15 protein-coding genes are annotated in these 16713 nt (G+C 73.2%); 10 read left to right on the forward strand and 5 right to left on the reverse strand.

Annotated features, from left to right (window positions below; translation table 11 throughout):
• The first annotated feature begins 369 nt into the window (after positions 1-369).
• The 4 genes from ACFWJO_RS04750 (at position 370) to ACFWJO_RS04765 (ending at position 4409) form a co-directional block, all read left to right on the forward strand.
• On the forward strand, positions 370-1197 hold the full coding sequence (locus tag ACFWJO_RS04750) for an enoyl-CoA hydratase family protein (RefSeq protein WP_386863385.1): 828 nt from the start codon (positions 370-372) through the stop codon (positions 1195-1197).
• The gene (locus tag ACFWJO_RS04755) at positions 1182-3611 is read left to right on the forward strand and encodes an FAD-dependent monooxygenase (RefSeq protein ID WP_386863386.1); all 2430 of its coding nucleotides are present in this window, start codon (positions 1182-1184) and stop codon (positions 3609-3611) included. Before ACFWJO_RS04750 ends, ACFWJO_RS04755 begins: the two co-directional genes overlap by 16 nt.
• Positions 3612-3729: 118 nt before the next feature.
• The gene (locus ACFWJO_RS04760; RefSeq protein ID WP_386863387.1) at positions 3730-4023 is read left to right on the forward strand and encodes an ArsR/SmtB family transcription factor; all 294 of its coding nucleotides are present in this window, start codon (positions 3730-3732) and stop codon (positions 4021-4023) included.
• A complete protein-coding gene (locus ACFWJO_RS04765; protein WP_385694200.1) occupies positions 4020-4409 on the forward strand; it encodes a VOC family protein in 390 nt (129 codons plus the stop codon). The genes ACFWJO_RS04760 and ACFWJO_RS04765 overlap by 4 nt, the downstream gene beginning before the upstream one ends.
• A 31-nt stretch (positions 4410-4440) precedes the next feature.
• Here the strand turns inward: ACFWJO_RS04765 and ACFWJO_RS04770 are convergent, their stop codons facing one another.
• Together ACFWJO_RS04770 and ACFWJO_RS04775 are read right to left on the reverse strand one after the other, a co-directional pair.
• Positions 4441-5250: a PaaX family transcriptional regulator C-terminal domain-containing protein gene (locus tag ACFWJO_RS04770; protein ID WP_384420165.1), complete on the reverse strand. Its 810-nt coding sequence runs from the start codon at positions 5248-5250 to the stop codon at positions 4441-4443.
• Positions 5251-5255: 5 nt separating this feature from the next.
• Entirely contained in the window at positions 5256-6920 is a 1665-nt protein-coding gene (locus tag ACFWJO_RS04775) for an AMP-binding protein (protein WP_386863388.1), read from the reverse strand.
• A 262-nt stretch (positions 6921-7182) separates the two neighbouring features.
• Here ACFWJO_RS04775 and ACFWJO_RS04780 point away from each other — a divergent pair, with 262 nt between their 5' ends.
• From ACFWJO_RS04780 to ACFWJO_RS04800, 5 genes are all read left to right on the forward strand, one after another.
• Positions 7183-8637, forward strand: a complete 1455-nt coding sequence (locus ACFWJO_RS04780) for an acyl-CoA dehydrogenase family protein (protein WP_386863389.1) — start codon at positions 7183-7185, stop codon at positions 8635-8637.
• On the forward strand, positions 8634-9032 hold the full coding sequence (locus ACFWJO_RS04785; protein ID WP_386863390.1) for a RidA family protein: 399 nt from the start codon (positions 8634-8636) through the stop codon (positions 9030-9032). Before ACFWJO_RS04780 ends, ACFWJO_RS04785 begins: the two co-directional genes overlap by 4 nt.
• A gap of 133 nt (positions 9033-9165) precedes the next feature.
• Positions 9166-10719, forward strand: coding sequence for an MFS transporter (locus ACFWJO_RS04790; protein WP_386863391.1), 1554 nt, complete (start codon positions 9166-9168; stop codon positions 10717-10719).
• A 110-nt stretch (positions 10720-10829) separates the two neighbouring features.
• Entirely contained in the window at positions 10830-11681 is an 852-nt protein-coding gene (locus tag ACFWJO_RS04795) for a hypothetical protein (protein WP_386863392.1), read from the forward strand.
• Positions 11682-11819: 138 nt separating this feature from the next.
• Positions 11820-12938, forward strand: coding sequence for a calcium-binding protein (locus ACFWJO_RS04800; protein ID WP_386863393.1), 1119 nt, complete (start codon positions 11820-11822; stop codon positions 12936-12938).
• A 105-nt stretch (positions 12939-13043) separates the two neighbouring features.
• Here the strand turns inward: ACFWJO_RS04800 and ACFWJO_RS04805 are convergent, their stop codons facing one another.
• The 3 genes from ACFWJO_RS04805 to ACFWJO_RS04815 all read right to left on the reverse strand — a co-directional run bounded on the left by ACFWJO_RS04805 (position 13044) and on the right by ACFWJO_RS04815 (position 15659).
• Entirely contained in the window at positions 13044-14573 is a 1530-nt protein-coding gene (locus ACFWJO_RS04805; RefSeq protein ID WP_384422688.1) for a helix-turn-helix domain-containing protein, read from the reverse strand.
• Between the two features lie 50 nt (positions 14574-14623).
• Complete coding sequence (locus tag ACFWJO_RS04810; protein ID WP_384422691.1) at positions 14624-14980, reverse strand: VOC family protein; 357 nt, start codon at positions 14978-14980, stop codon at positions 14624-14626.
• A gap of 73 nt (positions 14981-15053) precedes the next feature.
• Positions 15054-15659: a sigma-70 family RNA polymerase sigma factor gene (locus tag ACFWJO_RS04815; protein ID WP_386863394.1), complete on the reverse strand. Its 606-nt coding sequence runs from the start codon at positions 15657-15659 to the stop codon at positions 15054-15056.
• Between the two features lie 108 nt (positions 15660-15767).
• Here ACFWJO_RS04815 and ACFWJO_RS04820 point away from each other — a divergent pair, with 108 nt between their 5' ends.
• Complete coding sequence (locus ACFWJO_RS04820; RefSeq protein WP_386863395.1) at positions 15768-16703, forward strand: alpha/beta fold hydrolase; 936 nt, start codon at positions 15768-15770, stop codon at positions 16701-16703.
• Positions 16704-16713 lie beyond the last annotated feature (10 nt).

Raw genomic sequence — 16713 nt, forward strand, 5'->3', positions numbered from 1 at the left:
CGTGGGGGTGTGGGGGGAGGGCGTGGGGGGCGTGGTGCGGGAGGAGTGGGAGGAGGGTGTGGGGGCGTGGTGCGGGAGGAGTCGGAGGAGGGCGTGGGGGCGTGGGGTGCGGTCCTGGTTTCAACCTTACGGAGCCAAAAATCACGACACAGAGGCGGTCGCCCGCATCTGCGAGGACCTGCGTCCGCTCCCGGACGGGACCTTGGTGCTCCGCATGCCGTGCCGCACGTACCCCGGTGCTGCGCTGCTGCCGCATCCGCGTTCCGTGCCGCATGTATCGCGTACTCGTGACGACAGTCACACAAGAGTGATACCCTCGTGAGGGTGCTGCCGTACCGGTACGTGCACACAACAGGGAGGTCCTCCCGAATGAGCCCCTTCACCGGCTCCGCGACCCGGACCGAACGCTGGCGCCATCTGCGCCTCACCGTCGACGACGGGGTCGCCACCATCACCCTCGCCCGCCCCGAGAAGCTGAACGCCCTCACCTTCGGCGCCTACGCCGACCTGCGCGACCTGCTCGCCGAGCTGTCCCGCGAACGGGCCGTGCGCGCCCTGGTGCTCGGCGGCGAGGGCCGCGGCTTCTGCTCCGGCGGCGACGTCGACGAGATCATCGGCGCAACCCTCTCCATGGACACCGCCCAGCTCCTCGACTTCAACCGGATGACCGGCCAGACCGTCCGCGCCCTGCGCGAGTGCCCCTTCCCGGTCATCGCCGCCGTCCACGGAGTCGCCGCCGGCGCCGGGGCCGTACTCGCCCTCGCCGCCGACTTCCGGGTCGCCGACCCCACCGCCCGCTTCGCCTTCCTCTTCACCCGCGTCGGACTCTCCGGCGGCGACATGGGCGCCGCCTACCTCCTGCCGCGGGTCGTCGGCCTCGGCCACGCCACCCGCCTGCTGATGCTCGGCGACCCCGTCGGCGCCGCCGAGGCCGAGCGGATCGGCCTGATCAGCGAGCTCACCGAGGAAGGCGCCGCCGACACCCGGGCCGCCGCCCTGGCCCGCCGGCTGTCCGAAGGCCCCGCCCTCGCCCACGCCCAGACCAAGGCCCTGCTCACCGCGGAGCTCGACATGCCGCTCGCCGCCTCCGTCGAGATGGACGCCGCCACCCAGGCCCTGCTCATGCACGGCGAGGACTACGCCGAGTTCCACGCCGCCTTCACCGAGAAGCGCCCCGCGAAATGGCGGGGGCGGTGACCATGGCCGCCGCACCGGGCCGAACCTCACCCGAGCCCCTGCGCGTCGCCGTCATAGGCGGCGGGCCCGGCGGGCTCTACGCCGCCGCCCTGCTCAAACGCGCCGACCCGGACCGACAGGTCACCGTCTGGGAGCGGAACGCCCCCACCGACACCTTCGGCTTCGGCGTCGTCCTGTCCGACGAGACCCTCGGCGGCATCGCCGACGCCGACCCCGACGTGTACGCGGCCCTGCGCCGCGAACTCGTCCGCTGGGACGACATCCACATCGCCCACCGCGGCCACCTCCTCACCTCCACCGGCCACGGCTTCGCCGCCCTGGGCCGCCGCCGGCTCCTGGAGCTCCTGCACGCCCGCTGCGCCGAGCTCGGCGTACGGCTCCGCTTCCGCGCCGAGGCCCCGCCGGCAGCCGAACTCGCCGCCTCCCACGACCTGGTCGTCGCCGCCGACGGCGTGCACAGCCGCACCCGCGAGGCGCACGCCGACACCTTCCGGCCGACCCTCACCACCCACCGCTGCCGCTACATCTGGCTCGCCGCCGACTTCGCCCTCGACGCCTTCCGCTTCGAGATCGCGGAGACCGAACACGGCGTGATGCAGCTCCACGCCTACCCCTACGCCCACCCGTCACCCGACCTCCCCCAGGACCCCGGCTCCGCCCGGGCAGAGGAGCCCCCGTCCCCCTCGGAATTCCCCTCGGCATTCCGCTCGGCATTCCCCTCGACGCGGCCCTCCGGCCCGCACACTCATCCGGGCTCCTCCACGGTCATCGTCGAGATGCGCGAAGAGGTCTGGCGGGCCGCCGGCTTCGACGAGCTCGACGAGGCCGAGTCCGCCGCCCGCTGCGCCAAGATCTTCGCCGACGCCCTGCACGGCCGCGCCCTGCGCTCCAACAAGTCCGCCTGGACCGCCTTCCGTACCGTCGTCAACGCCCGCTGGTCGCACGGCAACACGGTGCTCCTCGGCGACGCCGCCCACACCGCGCACTTCTCCATCGGCTCCGGCACCAAGCTCGCCGTCGAGGACGCCGTCGCCCTCGCCGCCCAGGTCGACGCCCACCCCGGCGACCTCCCCGCGGCGCTGGCCGCCTACGAGGCCGAGCGCCGCCCGGTCGTCGAGTCCACCCAGCGCGCCGCCGCCGCGAGCCTGCGCTGGTTCGAGGAGCTCGCCGGACAACTCGACCGTCCGCCACGCCAGTTCGCGTTCAACCTGCTCACCCGCAGCCGCCGGGTCACCCACGACAACCTGCGCCTGCGCGACCCGGCGTTCACCTCCGCCGTCGAGACCGAGTTCGGCTGTCCGCCCGGCACCCCGCCCATGTTCACGCCCTTCCGGCTCGGCGGCCTGACCCTGCGCAACCGGGTCGTCGTCTCGCCGATGGACATGTACGTGGCGGAGGACGGCGTCCCCGGCGACTTCCACCTCGTCCACCTCGGCGCCCGCGCCCTCGGCGGTGCCGGCCTGGTCATGACCGAGATGGTCTGCGTCAGCGACCGGGGCCGGATCACCCCCGGCTGCACCGGCCTGTGGACCGACGCCCAGGCCGAGGCCTGGGCCCGGATCACCGCCTTCGTCCACGCGCAGAGCCCCGGCACCGCGATCGGCGTCCAGCTCGGCCACTCCGGCCGCAAGGGCTCCACCCGGCGCATGTGGGAGGGCATCGACCAGCCGCTGCCCGAGGGCAACTGGCCCCTCGTCGCCGCCTCCCCGCTCCCGTACCGGCCCGGCGTCAACCAGACCCCGCACGCCCTCGACCGCGCCGGACTCGCCGCCGTACGGGAGGAGTTCACCGCCGCCGCCCGGCGGGCCGCCCGGGCCGGCTTCGACCTGCTCGAACTCCACTGCGCCCACGGCTATCTGCTCTCCGGCTTCCTCTCGCCGCTCACCAACCACCGCACCGACGCCTACGGCGGCGACCTCGCCGGCCGGCTGCGCTATCCGCTCGAGGTCTTCGACGCGGTGCGGGAGGCGTGGCCGGCCGACCGGCCCATGACCGTCCGGATCTCCGCCACCGACTGGGCCGAGGGCGGCACCACCGCCGACGACGCCGTCGAGATCGCCCGCGCCTTCGCGGCGCAGGGCGCCGACGCCCTCGACGTCTCCACGGGTCAGGTCGTGCCCGACGAGCGCCCCGAGTTCGGCCGCTCCTACCAGACCCCGTACGCCGACCGGATCCGCTCGGCGCTCGGGATCCCGGTCATCGCGGTGGGCGCCATCTCCTCGTGGGACGACGTGAACTCCCTGCTCCTCGCCGGCCGCGCCGACCTGTGCGCCCTGGCCCGCCCGCACCTCTACGACCCGCACTGGACCCTGCACGCCGCCGCCGAGCAGGGTTACGAGGGCCCGGCCGCGCCCTGGCCGGCCCCGTACCGGGCGGGCAGCCGCCGACCCCCGACGGGCCGCAAGGACCCGTGACGAACGCGGGGCCGCGGCGGACTCGTCGGACCGGGAAGCAGGGCCGCCGCCCGTCGACGGGCCTCTAGGCCCTCTGATCCACTTGATAGGCAAGTCGGTGCTTGCCTATGGTGGCGTCGTGGCGGACGATGTGTTCAAGGCGCTGGCCGATCCCACCCGCCGGCTCATCCTCGACGGGCTGGCGGAGCGGGACGGGCAGTCCCTCTTCGAGATCTGCGCGCGCCTGGCGACCAGGCACGGCGTGGCGATCTCCCGGCAGGGAGTGAGCCAGCACCTCGCGGTGCTCGAGGCCGCCGGCCTGGTCAGGACCCGGCGCGAGGGCCGCTTCAAGTTCCACGACCTGAACACCGAGCCGCTCGAACGCGTCATGAGCCGGTGGCTCAGGACCGACACCCCGGAGAGCACCCCATGAGGATCAACCTGACCAGCGTCTTCGTCGACGACCAGGACAAGGCGCTGCGCTTCTACACCGACGTGCTCGGCTTCCTGAAGAAGACCGAGGTCCCGCTGGGCGGACACAGCTGGCTGACCGTGGTGTCGCCGGACGATCCCGACGGCGTCGAGCTGGTCCTGGAGCCCAACCAGCACCCCGCCGCCAAGGCCTACCAGGACGCGCTCGCCGCCGACGGCATCCCGGTGAACTCCTTCGCCGTCGACGACGTCCACGCCGAGTTCGCCCGCCTGAGCGCCCTCGGCGTCCGCTTCACGCAGCCGCCGGCCGACATGGGCCCGGTCACCACCGCGATCCTCGACGACACCTGCGGCAACCTGATCCAGATCGCCGAGTACAAGGACTGACCGCCGGAGGACCGGCCGCCGCCGGCCGCCCCTACACCTGCACGAACTCCCCGCCCCGCGCGTGCAGGAGTTCGTGCAGGGCCAGGAAGACCTCCGCCGAACGGGTGCCCGGCCAGTTCTCCGGGAGGAGTTCGAGCGGGAGGACCGGGTCCGCGTAGGGGAGGCGGCGCCAGGAGTCGAGGGCCGGCAGATAGGCGCGGTAGGCCTCCTCGGGGGTCGGCCGCCGCCCGGCCGACCAGGTGCGGAGCACCGGCTCGTGGACGTCGAGGAACTCCTCGTGGAGCTTGGCGATGGACGGCAGGTCCCACCAGCGGGACACCGCCTCCGCCGTCGGCGCGAAGCCGAGGTGGTCGCCCCGGAACAGGTCGACGTACGCGGAGAGCTCCAGCCGCTCCAGGGTGTGCCGGGTCTCCTCGTGCAGCCGCGCCGGGGCGATCCAGACGCCCGGCGCCGCCGTGCCGAAGCCGAGCCGGGCGAGCCGCGAGCGCAGCAGGTGCCGCTTGTGCCGCTCGGCCTCGGGGACGGAGAACACGGCGAGCACCCAGCCGTCCGCCAGTGCCGGCTCGGTACGGGCGTAGATCCGCCGGTCGCCGTCGTCCAGGAGCATCCGCGCGTCCTCCGACAGCGCGTACCCGGCGGCGCCCTCCGCCGTCCGTGCGGGCAGCAGCAGCCCGCGCCGCTTCAGCCGCGACACCGACGAGCGCACCGAGGGCGCGTCGACGCCGAGCACGGCGAGGAGCCGGATCAGCTCCGCCACCGGGAACGGCGCGCCGTCCGGCAACCGCCCGTACGCGCCGTACAGGGAGACGATCAGGGATCGGGGAGTGTGCTGCTCGGCCACGGTGATCACTTTAGGCTGCCGGGTCCCGCGCCGTCGTCCCGCTCGTCCCTCAGCCGGTAGCGCTGGATCTTGCCGGTCGCCGTGCGCGGCAGCGCGTCCAGGAACACGATCTCGCGCGGCGCCTTGTACGGGGCGAGCCGGGCCCGTACGAAGGACCGCAGCGCCGTCGCCGTGCCTCCGTCGCGCGGCACCCCGTCCCGTACGACCGTGTACGCCACCACCACCTGCCCGCGCAGCTCGTCGGGCCGGCCGACCACCGCCGTCTCGACGACGTCCGGGTGGGCGAGCAGCGCCTCCTCCACCTGCGGGCCCGCGATGTTGTAGCCGGCCGAGATGATCATGTCGTCGGCGCGCGAGACGTAGCGGAAGTAGCCGTCCGGTTCACGGACGTACGTGTCGCCCGTGACGTTCCACCCGTCGTGCACGTAGTCGGTCTGGCGCGGGTCGGCGAGATAGCGGCAGCCGACCGGTCCGCGCACCGCGAGCAGGCCCTCCTCGCCGTCCGGCAGGTCCTTCAGGCCCGTCCCGTCGCGGCCGACCACCCGTGCCTGCCAGCCGGGGACCGGGCGGCCGGTGGTGCCGGGGCGGATCTCGCCGTCGGCGGCGGAGATGAAGATGTGCAGCAGCTCGGTCGCGCCGATGCCGTTGATCAGCTTCAGGCCGGTCCGCTCCCGCCAGGCCTCCCAGGTGGCCGCCGGCAGGTTCTCGCCGGCCGACACGCAGCGGCGCAGCGAGCCCAGCTCGTGGGCGTGCCCGGGTTTGCCGAGTTCGTCCAGCATCACCCGGTAGGCGGTCGGCGCCGTGAACAGCACCGACACCCGGTGCCGGTCGATCGCGGCGAGCAGCTGCTGCGGCCCGGCCTGTTCGAGCAGCACCGCGCGCGCCCCGGCACGCAGCGGGAAGACGACCAGCCCGCCGAGACCGAAGGTGAAGCCGAGCGGCGGCGAGCCGGCGAAGACGTCGTCCGGCCGCGGACGCAGGACGTGCGCGGAGAAGGTGTCGGCGGCGGCGAGCACGTCACGGTGGAAGTGCATGCAGCCCTTGGGCCGCCCGGTGGTGCCCGAGGTGAAGGCGATGAGCGCCACGTCGTCGGCGGCGGTCGGCACCGCCTCGAACCGCGCGGGCTTGCCGATGGCGAGGCTGAGCAGGTCGTCGGCCGCGTCCCCGCCGAACGGAGTGACGCGCAGCCCGGGCACCTCCGCCTTCAGCAGCTCGTCGAGGGCGCGCACGTCGCACAGGGCGTGGCTGCAGCGGGCCATCTCGCACATCACGGCAAGCTCGCCGGCGCGCTGCTGGGCGAGGACGGTGACGGCGATCGCGCCCGCCTTCATCACGGCGAGCCAGCAGGCCGCGAGCCAGGGCGTGGTGGGGCCGCGCAGCAGCACCCGGTTGCCGGGCCGGACGCCGAGGTCGTCGGCGAGGACGTGCGCGATGCGGTCGACGCGCTCGCGCAGCTGGCCGTACGACCAGACGCCGCCGTCGCCGTCCCGGAACACCTCGCGGTCCGGGCCGAAACGTTCCACCGTGCGGTCGAGCAGCTCGGTGCCGCAGTTGAGCCGTTCGGGATACGTGAGGGAGGGCAGCTCGAAGAGGAGGTGCGGCCACTGCTCCGCGGGCGGCAGATGGTCGCGGGCGAAGGTGTCCAGGTGCGCCGAGGGCGTCAGCTCCATGCGTCCGTCCCCCTGTCGGTGGGGTCGTCGTGGATCTTCGGATGTCCGTCGATCGCAGGAGCCGGGCGGAGCGGGGCGGAGCCGCGAGCTGTCGGTCTGCTCCGTTCGTTCCGTTCCGTTCCGGTCCGGGATCGTCGTGGTGGGGTCGACCGTGGCTCCACGAGCGTATCGTGATGGTGACGACAGTCAACGGTTCGCGATACAGGTGCTCGTCCCGCCGGCGTCCGCCCGGCGCGCGGCGGACGCGCCGGAGAGGGCCCCGATGGCCGCATTCTCGCTCGATCCGGAACAGACCACCTGGTGTGCCGAGCTGCGCGCGCTCGCCGCCGAGCAGCTGCGGCCCCTCGCCGACAAGGGCGAACCGGGCCGCGTCAACCGTCCCCTCGTCGCCGCCCTCGGCGCCCACGGCCTGATCGGCCGCCTCTTCGACTCGGGCGCCCTCGACCTCTGCCTGATGCGCGAGTCCCTCGCCCACGCCTGCACGGAGGCCGAGACCGCCCTGGCCCTCCAGGGCCTCGGCGCCCACCCGGTCGCCGCCTTCGGCACGCCGGAGCAGCGCGCCCGCTGGCTGCCCGAGGTCGTCGCGGGCCGCGCCGTCGCCGCCTTCGCCCTCTCGGAGCCGGACGCCGGCTCGGACGCGGCGGCCCTCGCCCTGGAGGCCGTACCGGACCCGGACGCGGCCCCCGACGGCCCGCCCCGCTGGCGCCTGTACGGAGAGAAACGCTGGATCTCGAACGCGCCCGAGGCGGACCTGGTGACGGTGTTCGCCCGTACGGGGGAGGGGCCGGGCAGCGCGGCCTCCGGCCCCGGCTCCGTCTCGGGGACCGGCTCCGCCTCCGGCACCGGCCCAGGCTCCGCCTCCGGCCCCGGATCCGGCGCCAGCCCCCACCTTGGCGTCGCCTCCGGCCGCGGCACCAGCCCCGGACCCGGCACCAGCCCCGGCTCGGCCTCCGGCCCCGGCCCGGGCTCCGCCTCCGGCCCCGGATCCGGCGCCAGCCCCCACCTCGGCGTCGCCTCCGGCCCCGGCACCAGCCCCGCATCCGGCACCAGCCCCGGCGCCGCCTCCGGCCCCGGCTCCCGCCCCGGAGCCCGCGGTGTCACCGCCTTCCTCGTGCCGGCCGACCGCCCCGGGCTCTCCGGTGAGGCCCTCGACATGCTCGCCCCGCACGCCCTCGGCTCCCTCGTCTTCGACGGGGTGCCGGTCGGGCCCGAGGACGTGCTCGGGGAGCCGGGGCAGGGCTTCCGGGTCGCGATGAACACGCTCAACCTCTTCCGGCCCAGCGTCGGCGCCTTCGCCGTCGGGATGGCGCAGGCCGCGCTCGACGCCGCCCTCGCCCACACCGCCGCGCGCCCCGCCTTCGGCGGCGTCCTCGCGGACCTCCAGGCCGTCGCCCACCAGGTCGCCGAGATGGCCACCCGTACGGAGGCCGCCCGGCTCCTGGTGTACGCGGCGGCCGAGGCGTACGACCGTGGCGACCCGGACGTGCCGCGCCGCGCGGCCATGGCGAAGCTGCTCGCCACGGAGACCGCGCAGTACGTCGTCGACGCGGCGGTGCAGCTGCACGGCGCCCGCGCCCTGCAGCGCGGCCACCTCCTGGAACACCTCTACCGGGAGGTCCGGGCGCCCCGGATCTACGAGGGCGCCACGGAGGTGCAGCGCACCATCATCGCCAAGGAGCTGTACAAGCGACCCGTCACGGCCGGAGGCGCCCGATGAGCCTGCACCGCCACAACCCCGCCGAACTGTCCCCGCCCACCGGCTTCAGCCACGCCGTCACCGCCACCGGGACCCGCGTGGTGTTCCTCGCCGGGCAGACCAGCCTCGACCGCGACGGCAAGGTGACGGGAGAGACCCTGCCCGAGCAGTTCGAGACCGCGCTCGCCAACCTGCTCGCCGCCCTCCGCCACGCCGGCGGCTCGCCCGCCGACCTCGCGCGGGTCACCGTCTACGCCACGGACGTCGCCGACTACCGCCGGCACGCGCACGAACTCGGCCTCATCTGGCACCGGTTGGCCGGCCGCGACTATCCGGCGATGGCCGTGATCGGGGTCGTACGGCTGTGGGACGAGCAGGCCATGGTCGAACTGGACGGTTTCGCGGTCCTGGAGTAGCGGGACCTGGGCCCGGCACAACCCCGGGGCCCAGGCCGGTGAAAGATCAACTGGTCACCCTCGGGGGCCGGGCTTAGTGTCGAAAGGTGGACTGACCGGCCCACGGCTCCCGCAGGTGAGGGCGCGATGCGCCATGAGTACACCCAAGCCGACCACCCCGCAACAGGACGTGGCCACGAAGAAGTCCGGAGGCGACGGCAAGGGCATCGCCCTGTTCGTGATCGCCTCCTGCCAGCTGATGGTGGTCCTCGACATCACCATCGTGAACATCGCGCTCCCGCACATCCAGAGCGCGCTCGACTTCTCCACCACGAGCCTGTCCTGGGTGGTCAACGCCTACACCCTGACCTTCGGCGGTCTGCTGCTGCTCGGCGGCCGCGCCGGTGACATCCTCGGCCGCCGCCGGGTCTTCATCTTCGGCGTGCTGCTCTTCGGATTCGCCTCGCTGCTCGGCGGTTTCGCCCAGGAGTCCTGGCAACTCCTCGCCGCCCGGGCACTGCAGGGCGTCGGCGGCGCGATCTCCTCGCCGACCTCGCTGTCGCTGATCACGACCACCTTCGACGAGGGCCCCGAACGCAACCGCGCCTTCGGCGTGTTCGCCGGCGTGTCGGCCGGCGGCGGCGCCATCGGCCTGCTCGCCGGCGGCGTCCTCGTCGAATGGCTCGACTGGCGCTGGGTGTTCTTCGTCAACGTGCCGATCGCCCTGCTCATCGCCTTCCTGACGCCCCGTCATGTCAAGGAGTCGGAGCGGCACCCCGGCCACTTCGACATCCTCGGCGCGCTCACCTCGACGCTCGGCATGGTCGCGCTCGTGTACGGCTTCATCCGCGCCGCGCAGGAGGGCTGGCGGGATCCGTACACGCTGGCCTCGTTCGGGGCCGCGGTCGTCCTGCTCGTCGCCTTCATCCTGATCGAGCGCCGCTCGCGGCAGCCGATCACCCCGCTCCACATGTTCGCGGACCGCAACCGGGCGGGCACGTACGCCATCATGCTGTGCCTCGCGGCGGCGATCTTCGGGATGTTCTTCTTCCTGACCCTCTTCGTGCAGACGGTCCTGGACTTCAGCCCGTTGCAGGCCGGACTGGCCTTCCTGCCGGTCAGCGCGGTGATCGCGGTGCTGGCCGGGGTCACCTCCCAGTTCCTGCCGCGCTTCGGCCCGAAACCCTTCATGGTGATCGGCTCGATCTGCCTGGCGGCCGGCCTGTCCTGGCTGACCCTGACGGACGTCCACTCCACCTACGCGGGCAGCATCCTCGGACCGATGCTGGTCCTGAGCGCCGGCATGGGCATGATGTTCGTCTCGCTGACCCTGATGGCCCTCTCGGGCGTGGAGTCCCACGAGGCGGGCGCCGCGTCCGGCCTGCTCAACGCCACCCAGCAGGTGGGCGGCTCCCTGGGCCTGTCCATCCTGGTCACGGTCTTCGGCACGGTCAGCCGCAACGAGGCCAAGGAGCAGGTCCCCGCCTTCCTCTCCCAGGCGGGACCCCTGGAGAAGGCCCAGTTCGCCAAGACCGGCCAGCTGCCGCCGCCTTGGGGCGATCTCGTCCTCACCAGCGGTGTCACCGCCGGCTTCATCGTGGCCGCGGCCTTCGCCGTCCTCTCCGCCGTGATCGCCGTCCTCGCGATCAAGGTACGGCCCTCCGACATGGAACGGCTGAAGGGCGGCGCGGTGATGCCGGGCGGTTGAGGCGAAGATCACGGTTTGGACGCATCCCCTCCGCGACAGCGTGACGGCATGGGCGCGTACGGCACAGGCCCGTACGGCACAGGCCTGAACGACGAGCGGAAGTAGGCGCGTTGAGACAGCAGCAGAGAGTCCGGCGGATATCCCTGACGGTGGCGGCGACGGCGGTCGCCGCCGCTGCCGTGTTCCTGGCCTCCGGCGACGGCCTCGCAGAGGGCCTGGCCGCCGCCCCCGCGGCGGACGGTTCCACCGACGGCGGCACGGTGGGCGTGAGCGAGGGCTCGGGCTCGGGCGGGGAGGACGACAGCGGCGGCAGCGTCGGCGTCACCGACGGCGGTACGGACACCGGAGGCTCGACCACCGGCGGTTCGGCGGACAGCGGCGGCAGCGTCGGCGTGACCGAAGGCGCTTCCGTGGAGGGTGGTTCCTCCGACGGCAGCGGCTCGGTGACCGGCGGCGAGACCACGGGCGGCGGCGACCCCTCGCCCAGCCCCACGCCCACGGCCGGCCCGTCGACCCCGCCGCCCACCAGCGGCATCCCGCACACCACGTACTCCTGCTGGAACCCGGACTCGAAGCCGCTCACCGGCACCTTCGTCGCCCTGGTCCCCGCCGGAACCCTCCCGACGGGCAACAAGGCGACCCTGGTAGAGCTGAGCTTCGCCCCGAAGACGAACGAGGACACCGGCGTCCGCACCGACGACCGCATCCTCACCCGCTTCGCCCCGACGGGCGGCGCGTGGGCCGCCGCCGACCCGGTGCGGCTGGAGCTGGAACGGGACGGGATCAAGCCCTTCCGCCCGGTGGTGCCCGGCGCCGCCCTCAAGATGCCGGAGATCCGCCTCACCGACGTGAACTGCTGGGACGGCACCGTCGCGAGCCTCGGCGGCACCATCCGCTTCGGCGGCGAGGGCGGCAACGGCGGCGTGGAGGTCAGGGTCCCGGTCACCTGGCAGCGCTCCTGATGGAGCCCGCCCATCACGCGTACAGATCAGAATCCGATCGGATGAACTTACCGGAGCGGCCCGTCGATGGACGGCCGCGCCCCGTCCTTCGCACGCACAGTGAGCGCCAAGCACTGTGCAAGCGAAGGAGAGACATCCATGTGGGAAGTGCATCGCCGTAGACGGCTCGCGGCCGCCCTGGGGGCCCAGACGCTCGCCGCGGCGGCCCTGCTCGGCCTGGGGGCCGGTGCGGCGGGCGCCGCGGAGCCGACCTGCTTCGGCGCCACGGCCACGGTCACGGGCACCCAGGGCACGCCGGGCGACGACGTGATCATCGGTACGCCCGGCAGTGACCTGATCGACGGCGGGGGAGGCAACGACCGCATCTGCGGCCTGGGCGGCAACGACGTCCTCGGCGGCGGCGCCGGTGACGACACCGTCGCGGGAGGGGCCGGCGACGACCAGATCGACGGCGGTCTCGGCGACGACCTGCTGGTCGGCGACGACTACGCCGACGGCGACGTGACCGGCTCCGTCGCCGGACGCGACCAGATCAACGGCGGAGGCGACAACGACAACATCTTCGGGGACAACGTGTCCGCGGGCGGCAAGGCCGTGGGCGCGGCGTCGGACACGATCCGCGGCGGCGCCGGCGACGACTCCCTCACCGGGGACAGCTCCGGCGTCGAGGCGTCCGGCGGGGCGAACGACTTCATCCACGGCGACGACGGCGACGACGTCGTCGTGGGCGACTCGTTCGCCGTCACCAAGGCGACGGGCGCGGGGGACGACGCGATCTTCGAAGGCCCCGGCACCTTCGGTTTCGTGACCGGCGACAGCCGCGCCGACGACACGGTGGACGGCGCGGGCGGTGACGACGTCATCGACCTGGGATCCGACGGCGGCTTCGGCGCCGCCGGCGACCACGTGTCCAACTTCGGCCAGGCCACCGGTTCCGGCAGGGACCGCATCACGGGCGGCTCCGGCGACGAGATCGTCCTCGTCGGCGACAGCGTGACGAGCACCGCCACCGGCGCCACGGCCTCCGACGACGTCATCGACGGCCGCGGCGGCGCCGACCGCGTCTTCGGCGACAACGTCGACAGCAGCCTCGAACTCTCCATCGGCACCGTGGGCGGCGCCGACACCCTCAACGGCGGCGACGGCCCCGACCACCTCCGCGGCGGCCCCGGCCCGGACCGCCTCAACGGCGGCGCGGGCACGGACGACTGCGACGGAGAGGCAGGCGCGGACATCGAGACGGCCTGCGAAATCTGACCCCCGACCCCGCCCGGACGGTGACCCGAGGCCCCGTCATCCGCCGGACTACTGGCGGGTGACGGGGCTTCGACAGGTCTCCGCGGACCTCCGCAGACACATGCCCTAGATGTCCCGGAAGATCTCGATCTGTGCGCCCACGGAGTTCAGCCGCTCCGCCAGGTCCTCGTAGCCCCGGTTGATGACGTACACGTTGCGCAGCACCGACGTGCCCTCCGCCGCCATCATCGCCAGCAGGACGACGACCGCCGGGCGCAGGGCCGGCGGGCACATCATCTCGGCGGCGCGCCAGCGGGTGGGGCCCTCGACCAGGACGCGGTGGGGGTCGAGGAGCTGGAGGCGGCCGCCGAGGCGGTTGAGGTCGGTGAGGTAGATGGCGCGGTTGTCGTAGACCCAGTCGTGGATCAGGGTCTTGCCCTGGGCCGTGGCCGCGATGGCCGCGAAGAACGGCACGTTGTCGATGTTGAGGCCCGGGAAGGGCATCGGGTGGATCTTGTCGATCGGCGCCTCCAGTTTGGAGGGGCGGACCGTGAGGTCGACCAGGCGGGTGCGGCCGTTGTCGGCGGGGTACTCGGCCGAGCGGTCGTGGTCGAGGCCCATCTCCTCCAGGACCGCGAGCTCGATCTCCATGAACTCGATGGGGACCCGGCGGATCGTCAGTTCCGACTCGGTGACGACGGCGGCGGCCAGCAGGCTCATCGCCTCGACCGGGTCCTCCGAGGGGGAGTAGTCGACGTCGGCGTCGATCTCCGGGACGCCGTGCACGGTGAGCGTGGTGGTGCCGATGCCCTCCACCCGTACGCCCAGTGCCTCCAGGAAGAAGCACAGGTCCTGGACCATGTAGTTGGAGGAGGCGTTGCGGATGACGGTGACGCCGTCGTGGCGGGCGGCCGCCAGCAGGGCGTTCTCGGTCACCGTGTCGCCGCGCTCGGTCAGGACGATCGGGCGGTCCGGGGCGACGGACCGCTCGACCTGGGCGTGGTAGAGGCCCTCGGTCGCGGTGATGTCGAGTCCGAAGCGGCGCAGCGCGATCATGTGCGGCTCGATGGTGCGGGTGCCGAGGTCGCAGCCGCCGGCGTACGGCAGCTTGAAGCGGTCCAGGCGGTGCAGCAGCGGGCCGAGGAACATGATGATGGAGCGGGTGCGGATCGCGGCCTCGGCGTCGATGGACTCCATGTCCAGCTCGGCGGGCGGCACGATCTCCAGGTCCACGCCCTCGTTGATCCAACGGGTGCGGACGCCGATGGAGTTGAGGACCTCCAGGAGGCGGAAGACCTCCTCGATGCGGGCGACCCGGCGCAGCACCGTGCGGCCCTTGTTGAGCAGCGAGGCGCACAGCAGCGCGACACAGGCGTTCTTGCTGGTCTTGACGTCGATGGCGCCGGAGAGGCGGCGGCGGCCGACGACCCGCAGATGCATCGGGCCGGCGTAACCGAGAGAGACGATCTCGCTGTCCAGCGCCTCGCCGATGCGGGCGATCATCTCAAGGCTGATGTTCTGGTTGCCGCGCTCGATCCGGTTGACGGCGCTCTGGCTGGTGCCGAGTGCGTCGGCCAGCTGGGTCTGGGTCCAGCCACGGTGCTGACGGGCGTCACGGATGAGCTTGCCGATGCGTACGAGGTAGTCGTCTGCCATGGCGTCACGTTATCTCAGATATGAGATGTGCCTTGCGGTGGGGTAGGCCATCAGGGTGACAGGCTGTGGGCTACGGGGTGACGCGGCTGGTAGAGCGGCAGTTCGGTCCCGCTCGGCAGCCGTACGGCCCCGAGCAGGCCCCATCCCTGGTCGCTGACGGGCCGTGAGACCTCAGCCCCGCGGTCCTCCAGCGTCTTCAGGGTCTCCGCGATGTCGTCGCACATCAGGTAGACCTCGTGCTTCGGCTCCTCCTCGGTGGGATGCACCGCGATCTCGGCCGGTGGCAGCTTGAAGATGAGCCAGCCCCGCCCCGCGTCCACGTGGTCGAAGCGGAAGACGTCCTGGAGGAAGGCGCGGTCCGCCTCCGCGTCCCGGGTGTAGAGGATCACATGCGCGCCGCTGAACATGCCTCAATCGTCCACTCCCATCCCCTTTGCGGCAATCGCGCCGCGCCCGTACGAGGGGGAACCCGGTGGGCATTCACGTCTCGTGCAGGCGCACCCGCTGGATCTGGCAGGCCAGCGCGCGACGCCTTGACGCCGGACCGGCCTCCGTTCCCTCCGTCGTCGCCAGGACGTCGAGGCCGCGCGCGATCCGGTCGTATGTGACCCGGTGCGGCGCGAATTGCGCCTCCCTCCCGTACTCCCGCAGGTCCTCCTCGACCAGGCGCCGCAGCGCGTCCACGTTCTGCGGCGTGAAGCGCTTCCGGCCCCGGGCCAGCGCGTGCACCAGGCGCGAGCAGTGGGCCGTGTCGTCGAGCGCCGCCGACAACTCCTCGGCCAGGCCCCACAGCCGCCCCTCCAGCCACGGCGTGTCGAGCTGGTCCAGCGACACGTCCGCCGGCCCGCCCGCCCCACCCGTCCCGGACGCCCCAGGCGCTCCGGCGGCCGCCCTGGCCACCTGCTTCGACACCGCCGGCTGGCTCATCCCGGCGAGCCGGGCTAGCCGGTCCTGGGTCCAGCCGGCGGCGGCGAACAGCTGGATCATCTCGGCGCGCAGGCGCCGCATCTCCTCGCCCGCGCGGATGATCTCGTTCATTCCCGCGAACATCCGCCCGACCTGTTCCTCGGTCAGATCCCCGGTCATGTCTTCGGTCGTGTTCCCGGTCGTGCTCTCCTCGGCTGTCACAACCCAGTTATACCCGCTGCCCGGCAGGGCTCGACCCGATTCATAACCAGGTTGTATAACAGAGTTATGACCCACGCCCCGGCCGCCGCTGGCGCGCCCGAAACCCCGACCGCCCCCGGCATCACCGAAACCCCCTCCGCCCCCGCCACCCTCACCGCCCCCGACGGCACCCGCCTCGCCCATCGCCTCGTCGGCTCCGGCGATCCGCTCCTCTGTGTCCCCGGCGGGCCCGCCAGCTCCGCGTACCTCGGCGACCTCGGAGGGCTGGCCGCCCATCGCACCCTGGTCCTCCCCGACCTGCGCGGCACCGGACGGTCCGCGCGGCCCGCCGATCCCGCGAGCTACCGCTGCGACCGGCTCGTCGACGACATCGAGGCCCTGCGCGCCCACCTCGGTCTCGACCGCGTCGACCTGCTCGGCCACTCCGCCGGGGCCAACATCGCCGTCCAGTACGCGGCCCGGTACCCGCACCGCGTGGCCCGCCTGGTCCTCGTCACTCCGGGCCTGCGCGCCGTCGGCATCGACGTCACTGCCGGGACCCGCCTCGGGCTCGCGCGCCGGCGTGCGCACGAGCCCTGGTTCCCGGCGGCCTTCGCCGCCCTGGAGGCGATCAACGACGGCACGGGCGCCGACTGGGAGGCGATCGCGCCCTTCCGATACGGCCGCTGGGACGAGGCGGCCCGCCGGCACGAGGTCGCGAGCCGTCCGGACAATCCCGAGGCCGTCGCCGGCTTCGGGGCGGACGGCGCCTTCACCCCGGGCGCGACCCGCGCCGCGCTCGCGAGCCTCCCCGCGCCCGTCCTGCTCCTGGCGGGGGAGTTCGACCTCAACAGCCCGCCGGGCGCCGTGGCCGAGCTCGCGGGTCTCGTGTCCGACGCCACATTCCATGTGCAGCCCGGGGCAGGCCACTATCCGTGGCTGGACGACCCGGTCCGCTTCCTCGCGACGGTGGCGGCGTTTCTCGGGGCTGCCGGGCATGACCGGCCGCCGGTGATGTACTAGAGTTATCTCG

It is taken from the genome of Streptomyces sp. NPDC127092, from assembly GCF_042722475.1.
Taxonomy (GTDB): Bacteria; Actinomycetota; Actinomycetes; order Streptomycetales; family Streptomycetaceae; genus Streptomyces.